The organism is Mesorhizobium sp. M2E.F.Ca.ET.219.01.1.1 (assembly GCF_004016445.2).
Taxonomy (GTDB): domain Bacteria; phylum Pseudomonadota; class Alphaproteobacteria; order Rhizobiales; family Rhizobiaceae; genus Mesorhizobium.
In genome coordinates this window covers 2,201,083-2,210,180 of the sequence record NZ_SADT02000001.1, presented here as the reverse complement: position 1 = coordinate 2,210,180, position 9,098 = coordinate 2,201,083, and the positions used below count along the sequence as shown (strand labels likewise).

Annotated in this window: 6 protein-coding genes; 2 read left to right on the top strand and 4 right to left on the bottom strand. The window is 59.9% G+C overall.

Annotation, left to right across the window (positions count from 1 at the left end):
• Positions 1–347: 347 nt before the first annotated feature.
• The 3 genes from EN862_RS10460 to EN862_RS10450 form a co-directional block, all read right to left on the bottom strand.
• Positions 348–1,088: a class I SAM-dependent methyltransferase gene (locus EN862_RS10460; RefSeq protein ID WP_127863991.1), complete on the bottom strand. Its 741-nt coding sequence runs from the start codon at positions 1,086–1,088 to the stop codon at positions 348–350.
• Between the two features lie 32 nt (positions 1,089–1,120).
• Positions 1,121–2,056: a 2-dehydropantoate 2-reductase gene (locus EN862_RS10455; RefSeq protein WP_245519537.1), complete on the bottom strand. Its 936-nt coding sequence runs from the start codon at positions 2,054–2,056 to the stop codon at positions 1,121–1,123.
• A 280-nt stretch (positions 2,057–2,336) separates the two neighbouring features.
• Complete coding sequence (locus EN862_RS10450) at positions 2,337–4,103, bottom strand: adenylate/guanylate cyclase domain-containing protein (protein WP_127863990.1); 1,767 nt, start codon at positions 4,101–4,103, stop codon at positions 2,337–2,339.
• Between the two features lie 219 nt (positions 4,104–4,322).
• Here EN862_RS10450 and EN862_RS10445 point away from each other — a divergent pair, with 219 nt between their 5' ends.
• Complete coding sequence (locus EN862_RS10445) at positions 4,323–5,036, top strand: DJ-1/PfpI family protein (RefSeq protein WP_127863989.1); 714 nt, start codon at positions 4,323–4,325, stop codon at positions 5,034–5,036.
• 326 nt (positions 5,037–5,362) lie between these two features.
• Positions 5,363–7,108, top strand: coding sequence for an adenylate/guanylate cyclase domain-containing protein (locus EN862_RS10440; RefSeq protein WP_127863988.1), 1,746 nt, complete (start codon positions 5,363–5,365; stop codon positions 7,106–7,108).
• 267 nt (positions 7,109–7,375) lie between these two features.
• On the opposite strand, the gene EN862_RS10430 is transcribed toward EN862_RS10440, so the two are convergent.
• Positions 7,376–9,049: a winged helix-turn-helix domain-containing protein gene (locus EN862_RS10430; RefSeq protein ID WP_127863986.1), complete on the bottom strand. Its 1,674-nt coding sequence runs from the start codon at positions 9,047–9,049 to the stop codon at positions 7,376–7,378.
• Between the last annotated feature and the right edge of the window lie 49 nt (positions 9,050–9,098).

Genomic DNA, 9,098 nt, shown 5'->3' with positions numbered 1-9,098 from the left:
CACAGCCGACTTCGCAAAAGCAATCCGGAACAAGCTCGTGGGTGAAATCGCCGGTTTTTCCTTCGGCGTGCAACCTGCGGCCTTTCAGATCCACTCGCGGCGGAGTTTCGATTGCGTTTCGATCGGACAAGCCCCTGGACGATAGTCAGCAACGTAAGATCTGCACCCGTGCCGGTTGGCACTGGATGGTGACATTGTGGCCAAGCGATTAATCTGCGGACGATGGCCGGAAAGGGGCCGCAAGCCGACGGTCTGTTCACAAGACGAATTCGACGTTTTGATCGGTAGATCGGCACATCTCGTGGTGTTGTCGTGTCGAAGATGAGGGCGGCTATTCTGGCTCAGACTCAATTTGAGAACCGAAACACCCTGCCCATCTTATTAGGCATCATGAAAATCTCCTCCGCCTGGGAGAAGCCGGCGTCCCTGCCCATGCCGAGCCAGGTGCCGACCGTCTCCGGGAAATCGGCAAGAAGCATGTGCCTTTCCATCGAAGCGAATTCCTCATCCGAAACGGCGGACCATTCGTCGCGCAGCAAAGAAAATCGTGCCAGCCAGGATGAGCGCTCCTCTCCCTCGAACAGCGCCGGCTCCCAAATGATAAACATGCCCTCGCCGCCCAGAGAGCGGCGGGCGTCCCTCATCAACTGTGCCTTGCCCGTGGCTGGCAGGTGGTGCAGCGACATGCCGATCCAGATTACATCGACAGGCTCAGACCATTTCGCCATGGCCTGGGCGAAATCACTGCACCGCAATTCAACCGGACATGGCAGACCGTCGAGCTCCCGTGCCGCCAATCGCAAAGATGCCTCAGACAAGTCGATGCCGACATAATTGCCGATCGCCATCGTCCTCAGCATTGCGGCGGAGGCGCTGGCATCCCCACAGGCTATGTCGAGAAACCGGAATGACGCCGGTGCATGCTCGACAAGCAGAGCGCGAAGGAGGCCGTAGACCTCGCGATGGAACATGAGATTCGCGCCAACGATCTTGCGATAGGTTTGCAGTTCCTTGTTGAACATGTCCTGGGGGCCAACAGCGTCGTCGCCTGCCCTGACCAGCATTGTTTCGCTCGAGGAACCTGCCATGACGTCCTCCCAATTAATTTTGGCTATGACCGTTATTCAGAGATTGGAATTCTGGCGTGCGTCCCCAGTGCGTGGAGATGGAGCGCTCGGAACACGGCCGAGTGGCCCGGCGTAGCCACCCCCAGTTTCATTCCCAGTTGATGCATTCGACCGGAAAGCCACGCAACCTCGATGGGTTTCCCTCGTTCGAGGTCATTGGCCATCGAGGATTTCACATGCGGGGGAAACGCGGACCACCTTGTCTCGACGCGGCCCGGGAACCCATCGGCCATTGGGTGGCCGGCCGCTGCGGCTACCGCCATCCCTTCATCCCGCAACTGTTCAATGAAGATACGCGATTCCGGATCGGCCAGGATCGGACCGATGCCCGAGCGCATCAGCGATGTTCCTCCCGAGAAGGCGCAAAGCGTTACAAATTTCTCCCAAAGCACTTCGTCGATGTCCGGGACCGGTTTCAGCTCAAGCCCGATGGCACGATCACACAGCTCCTGCAGTTCCTCTATGACAGGATCATGTTGGCCGCCGACCAGGATCTGCGGCAGCCCGCCCGAATGAATGACCTCGCCGGGCTTGTTGATGAAACCGGAAAGGTAGGTGGCGCCACCGATCACGCGCTCGCCCTGCACATGACGCCGAAGAATTTCGACGCTATCGATGCCGTTTTGCAGCGTAACGACGCGCGTGTTATCGGCCATGAGCGGAGCGATCGACGCAGCGGCATCCTCGCTGTCGTAGAGCTTCACTGCAAAGATCACCAAATCGACGGGACCGATATGAACCGCGGCGTTGCTCGCGGACACAGGCGCAAGAACAAAGCTGCCGAGGTCGCTCTGGATCCTCAGACCAGTCTGGAGCATTGCCGCGAGGTGCGCTCCGCGAGCAATGAAGCTCACGTCGCCCCCTGCCTGGGCTAGCCTGGCGCCAATATATCCGCCGATGCCGCCCGCTCCCATCATTGCGATCCGCATGCCGTCCCCTCGACGTCAGCTGTCGCCATCAACCCGCCATGCATTGCGGACCGATTGGTGAGCCCGACTAATATTAGCAGTTTCTTCAGTGACCAGCCAGTTGGCACGTCACTCCGGCTGAGCAGATTTCCGAGACGGGCATCGCAATGGATGCTCACCATCCCGCCGGACAAAGTAACTGAGGAGGATGTCCTTTGCCGACGCTTCCACCTGGCGCCTTTGACATCTGCACCACCTCACCGAGACCGGCGGGGTGTCGGCTGGCACGATTTAGCCCGGACTATTCCAGGCCCGCTCGACGCAGGCCCTCGACGTATCTGGCGCGGTCCTCAGTCCGTATCAGCGGGTGGTATTTCTCGACCCACTCGATGCTGAGATTCGGCTGTAGACGTTTGCATTCGACGAGTCCTTGCCGTGCGGTTTCCAGATCACCGGCTAGTCCTGCGGCTGCTGTGAGTGTGCGCCAAGCGGTTCCAAAGTTTGGTCTCATCAGTACGGCCCGGCGTTCAGCTCTTACCGCTTCGGCGTAACGTCCAGCGACCAGATGGCAAAGCCCTTCGACCGAAAGATTTGCTGCCTGGGTTTGATCAAGGGGGCTCAATCGTCGTGCGATTTCGAGCTGACGGAGGCCATCGTCCGCAAGTCCGGCATAGCCGTACGCTACCCCTAAGATTATGTGGGCGAATACAAAGTTCGGGTTGCGCTGCAGTGCCTCGTTCAGTTCCTCCACCGCCGGCCCAAGTCGTCTTGAAAAAGCGGATATATAACCTGCCGCAAAATGGGCCCATGGGTCGTCCGGATCGAGGTCTATCGCACCCTGAGCAAGCGCGAGGGCACTGGATATGCCCGGCTCAAACTCCAAATTGCCGGAAATTACGCGGGTGGCGAAGGCCCATGCGAGTAGGCTGCGAGCGCGTGCATAGTGAGGATCGAGCTCAATCGCTCGCTTCAAGAGGCTGATGCCAGTGTCCTCGTCTTGGATGACCCATGTCCAGATATAAGGCATTGCTCGGACAACGCAGCCCCACGCGTCGAGACTCTCCGGCGCCTTACTTTGAAGGCGAAGGCGTTCGGCTGCGTAAATCTGCGGCTCTATCGCGGCGACAACGCTGTGAGTGATCTCGTCCTGCACGGCGAAAATATCAGAGGCGGGGCGGTCGTAGCGCTCTGCCCAGATGTGATTGCCGCTGGCGGCGTCAATAAGCTGACCAGTTACCCGCAATCGCTCACCCGCCTTGCGGACGCTGCCTTCAAGTACATAGCGAACGTTAAGCTCACGCGCGACCTGACGGATATCTGGCGCCTTGCCTTTGTACGCGAAGGTCGAATTGCGAGCGATAACGAAGAAGCCCCGCAGCTTGGATAAGGCCGTAATGATGTCTTCCGCGATCCCGTCGCCGAAGTATTCCTGTTCGGGGTCGCCGCTCATGTTCTGGAACGGCAGGACAGCAATCGAGGGCTTGTCGGGTGCGGCCAGTTTTCCAGCGGAAGGGTCAGGCACTATCGGCTCTGTTGCGGTGTCACTGTCTAAGGCTACGCGATAGACTCGCACCGGCCGTGCAATGTTTTTGAGTTCTTTTTCGCCGAGATCCGCGAATTGTTCCTTCAGCTTGTCGCGCACTTGTTCATATGCCGCACCCGACAGGCAAATCCCATTTGGTTCCGCAATGCTTTCCAGACGGGCAGCAATGTTGACACCATCGCCCATCAGGTCGCCGTCGCCCTCCTCGACTACATCGCCAACGTGGATTCCTATGCGGAACTCGATACGCCGATCAGGCGGCACCCCGACGTTGCGTTCGAGCATGGCGTTCTGCACTTCGATGGCGCATCGGACGGCATCGACCACGCTGCGGAACTCAACAAGGGTCCCGTCACCGGTGCGTTTCACCACTCGTCCGATGTGTACCGCGATGGTCGGATCAACAAGGTCGCTGCGGAGCGCCCGCAGGCGCGCGAGAGTCCGAGCTTCGTCCAAGCCAGCCAATCGGCTGTATCCGACGACATCGGCGGCCAGGATCGCCGCAAGCTTGCGGGTCTCGCTCATTTGCCCCTCCTTCTTTGGGATATAGCACAGACTCGGGGGGGCAGCTTCATTTTGATCGGCTCGACCTGCAGCCGCTTCGGGTCCGCAGTGCGACCTTGCCAGCGATTGTCGAAAGGAGTCGCTGCGTCTCGCTGAATTTGACCCATTGCGGACATCGTGACTAGGCGCGATGATTTCAACGGCACCAAGTCGGCTTCACGAACTTAGGGGAGAATTTGCATGGCTGAGTTCAACGTCGGCTTCGTGATTTTCCCGAACATCACTCAACTCGACTTCACCGGCCCGTTTGAGGTCCTGAGCCGGCTTGCAACGCCGCCGTCGATCTCGGCTCGCAGCAAGTTCCCGCAATCGCGCACCCACGTCGCCGCCAAGACCATGTTGCCCGTCGTGAGTGACCGCGGCCTTGGCATCATGCCCAACTGCACTTTCGAAACTTGTCCCGCGCTCGACCTGCTTTGCGTGCCGGGCGGCTCGGGCGTTGTGGAAGCGCTCGCCGATGCAGTGACGATCGACTTCATTCGCCGGCAGGGCGCGCATGCACAATACGTGACATCGGTGTGCATGGGGGCGTTTCTTCTTGGAGCAGCCGGACTGCTGAAGGGGCGGCGGGCAGCGACGCATTGGGCCTATGTCGACCTATTGCCTCTGGTTGGCGCGCGTCACGAAGAGGCGCGTGTCGTGCGAGACGGCAACGTCTTCACGTCGGGTGGCGTATGTGCAGGAATCGACTTCGCATTGAGCATCATTGCCGAACTTGCAGGGCCGGAGGTCGCGCAAGCCATCCAACTTGGGATTGAGTACGACCCGTCGCCGCCTTTCGATGGCGGCCATCCCGACAAGGCGACCGAAGCGGCCACAACTCTGATGGTCCACCGCAACGAGGAGGCCCATGCGGGCATCAAGCAAGGGCTCGAGAAGTTTTCGTACAAGTAAGGTGTAGCCACTCTTCGGCAGTGCGCCGCGCCTCACGGGAGGTAGCTGCGGGGGGGTATGACCTCGCAAACTGTCGCCCGTCGAATTGTCCGCTGTGATTGCCGCTAAGCCGGCCATGTCTGCTCCCAGATGATGGAACGGCCGGCGGAACGACCGAGGTGAAGGTGCAAGGCCGACGTGGGCAGATGGCGCGCTTCTAATCCTGTCGTAGAGGAAGGTATCAGTTGGTTGATCGTCTGGGCTCGCCGAAGCAACAGCGACACTTATGGACTTGTCTCCATGCCGTGACTATCCTGATGCAGTAGTCACGATCGTTCTGGTGCCGGATGGCCAAGCAAAGCGCGCCGCGACGCCTCGCCGCGATAATGAGCGCGGACGTCGTGGGGTATTCGCGCCTGATGGGGCTCGACGAAGTGGGGACTCTCAAAGCGCTCAAGCAGCGTCGCAGCGAAGTCCTGGCACCTCTCATCGCCAAGTACTACGGGCGCCTCGTAAAGGTAATGGGCGACGGAGTACTGGTGGAGTTCGCAAGCGCGGTGAACGCCGCCCAATGCGCGCTTGATCTGCAGCACGAAACAGCAAAGGCGAATAGGTCACTGCCTGAGCCCAAGCGCATAACTTTGCGCATTGGGGTCAACCTCGGTGACATTATCGTCGAGGGGAGTGACATCTATGGCGACGGTGTCAATGTTGCCGTGCGGCTCGAAACCCTCGCGGGGCCTGGCGAAGTGTGCATTTCCGCGAGCGTGTTCGACCAGGTGAAGCGCAAGCTCGACGCCGCCTTTGACGAGTTGGGAGAGCAAGCACTAAAGAATATCGCCGAGCCCGTGCGTGTGTATCGTCTGCGGCCGCTGCCGGGCGATCATATCGAAAGTGTCATCGAACCGACCCCGCCGAGGCTTCCCGCCAAGCCTTCTTTGGCGGTGCTTCCGTTCACCAACATGAGCGGCGATCGCGAGCAGGACGTCTTCGCAGATGGGCTGACTGAAGACCTGATCACCGACCTGTCTCGAAATGAGGGGTTGTTCGTCATCGCGCGACACTCCACCTTTGCCTACAAAGCCAAGGCGATAGACGTCCGCCAAATCGCCCGCGAGCTTGGCGTCCGTTATGTGTTGGAAGGCAGTGCGCGCCGCATCGACGGACGCGTTCGCATCAACGTTCAGCTTATCGACGCGACCGGCGGCGATCACCTCTGGGCGGAGCGCTTTGACCGCGGCATCGAAGATATATTCTCGGTGCAGGACGAGGTAACGGGCAAAATTGTCGAGGCCCTTGTCGGCCGACTTACCACGTTGCCCGCGCGCAGCCGCCCGAAAAATCTTGAGGCCTATGAACTCTGCTTGCGAGCGCGTCCGCTCATAGCCCATCTTGCCGGATCCGCCGAAGCAATCCGCGAGTGCGAGATCCTGCTGAGGGAAGCGATCACGATCGAGCCGGGTTATGCTGAAGCTATGCGCTGGCTCGCCTTCACCCTTTGGTCGTATTGGGCTCACAGCATAGGCTCGCCAGAAACCAAGAGGCCGGAGTCGATCGCGTTTGCGCTTCGCGCCGTAGAGCTCGACCCGAACGACGCTGGCAATCACTGGGTGGTTGGCTACCTGCAGGCCTATGAGCGTCGTTGGGCGGAGTCGGAAGCCGCTTTCGCCGCTGCCCTTGCGCTCGATCCCAATCACGCGGATACCCTTGTTATGAGTGCCGAAATGCTTATGTGGGACGGCCGCATCATTGAGGCAACCGACATGATCCTCAGAGCCTTTCGGCTTAATCCGCACCCAGCCGGCTGGTATTTCTGGATCTTGGGAATGGTCCACTACGCTGCTGGCCGGTATGATGCGGCAATCGACACCCTGCGCAGTGAGTCGACCTATCGCTCGGGCTCAAGGAAGGTGCTCGCAGCCGCGCTTGCGCTGGTCGATCGCGACCGCGAAGCGCGTCGAGAGGCTAACATCTTTATGGCCAATAACTCCCAGTTTTCCCTAGGACGGTGGGCTGCCTCCCAGCCGGCGCGCCATTTGGTCGTGGTCCAATACTTCGTCGACGGCATGCGCAAGGCCGGCCTGCCTGACTGACAAGTGTGCCGTTCGCAAATACGCCAACGGCGGCTCTCTGGCAAACGCGTCGCCTCTGTCATCGAAGGCGACACGATCGAGGTCCACGGCCAACGAATTCGCTTTAACGGCAGCGACGCGCCGGAGAGCTTCCTGGTGGCGTCGAGGCCGGTGCAGTGCGCGTTCGTCACCTGGGATTGCTATCAATTGCCTTGGCGCGGTGAAGGGCGCAATCCAAGCCTTCCAGGACATTAGTCGCGCCGTCCGACCGGGTCACACCGACAGCCGTCACTCCGGTAATCCCGCGATGCGCATATGTGCGGCCCAGCGTTCGAACCGAACGGGGTCGGTGTATAGCTTCTCCCATTTCTTGCGTTGTTCGCGAATGGTATCGCCGGGCGAATCTTTTAGGAAAGCCGCAAGCGCTTCCTTTGCCTCCCGGTCCTTTCCCAGGCAGGCGAAAATCCCGGCAAGCATTCGGTGCGCGCCGCTCGGAATACTGGCCATTTTCCGCATCTCCGTCAGCGCAGCCCCGCAATCATTCTTTTCGTAGAGTGCCCAGCCCATGTCCCAATGGTACCAGTCAGGGTAGAAAGGATCGATACCCATGGCCTGCTTGATCCGTTCGATCGCTTCGTCGATGCGGCCGACGAGGAGCAGAGGAGCCGAGCTGGCCTCGAGGATCTCCGATTTGCTGGGGTTCAGGGCGATCGCCTGCTCATACCGTGCGAGGGCCTGATCCAGCTCGCCGGCTTCGGTATGAACGCGGGCGCGAACATAATAGGCGTCGGCGTCTTCAGGAGCGAGCAGGATAGCCTTGTCGGCGTACCAGGCGGCCCGCTTCAAAGCCTCGTCGAAGGTGTATTCCTGCCGGTGCCACCCGAATACCGCGTCATTGCGATAGGAAAAGGCCAGCGCCATATAGCCGAATTGCGAGTTCGGATCCGCTTCGATCGCCTTCAGGTTCAGCTGCCGGAACAGATCGTTCCCCGCAGCAGAGAAATCCTTGTCGAGCTCGGAAAGTCCCATCAGGTGATAGTGGAGCGCGCTGACCCGGGCAGAGTTGCTCTCAGGCCAGGCGCGCTCGATCCTGTGCCCGACCCGGTCCGCAAGCGTGCGGATGATTTCTTCCTGGACGACGAAAAGATCTCCGATTTCGCGATCGTAGGAATTGGCCCAGACATGTGATCCATCATGTGCATCCAGCAATTGGGCGGTCACTTTCAGCCGATCTCCGATCTTCTGCTGGCTGCCTTCGAGCAGGTAGTCCACACCAAGGTCATCTCCGATTTGCCTGGCGTCGGTGGGCTTATCACGGTACCTGAAGCTCGAGTTTCGGGCGATGACGGCATAAGTCTTGCTCCGCGCCAGCTCGGTAATGACCCCGTCGGCAACGGCATCGCTGAGATATCCCTTATCGGCACCTGTGCTCATGTCATCGAAGGGAAGGACGGCAATTCTCGGCATGTCGCTGGAACGAACCGGAGGGGCTCGCCACATCTCGGCTCCGTGGTACGCACCGATCGCTGCCGCGACGAAAACGATCGTAGCGAGAATGAAGCCGGCTCGCGGCAATCGTGACCTGGCTCCTCCCGTGCCGGCGGCGGCGCTTGGAGCAGTTGCCGGCGGATCGGCATTCAGCCTGTAGCCCCTCTTGGGGAAGGTTTCCACTATCGCGTGCGCGTCCTCGCCCAACGCGCGGCGAATGTCGGCAATGCATTGCGTAAGGCTGTCTTCGGTAACGAAGGTATCGGGCCAGACCGCCTGCATCAGCGCATCCTTGGACACGATCTCGCCCGAGCGCGCCGCGAGTGCTGAGAGCACCTCTGTGGACTGGCTGCGAAGATCGACCGCTTTGCCTTCAACGGTCCGGAGTTCTCCCTTTTTCGTCAGGAAAACAAAACCGCCGAAAGTGATCGTTTCAGCAGATTTCGGGTCAATTTCAGGAGTCTTTCGGGACATTTCACGCCCCTGACGCGCTCCCTCAGCATAGCCAATTCGGCGCTCGCAT